Below are 218 nucleotides of genomic sequence, written 5' to 3'. Positions count from 1 at the left end.
CAATTTTGCGGGAGTTTCGGGAAGCAAATGGATTCTGGGAAGGTGATATTTCCATTTATCCGGAGAAGTGCCCGGATCTTCCAGAAGGCGTGACATTGGAAGGAATGAAAAAGGTACTGACGGATGCCTTGAAGCAGTATGCAATACGCACAAAGCGGGTCCCGGAAGGAGTCATTCAGGATATCTTAAAGATCGACGACGTCTATACCATGGCGGCA

1 protein-coding gene is annotated in these 218 nt (G+C 48.2%); it reads left to right on the top strand.

Features of this window, described 5'->3' with window-relative positions:
• A partial coding sequence (locus HJY11_RS14275) for a hypothetical protein (RefSeq protein ID WP_208076535.1) occupies positions 1 to 218 on the top strand: 218 nt, incomplete at both ends.

The organism is Bittarella massiliensis (ex Durand et al. 2017), from assembly GCF_017566145.1.
GTDB lineage: Bacteria > Bacillota > Clostridia > Oscillospirales > Ruminococcaceae > Bittarella > Bittarella massiliensis_A.
Note: the sequence above shows the minus strand (reverse complement) of the source record. Positions and strands in the feature narration are given on the sequence as shown.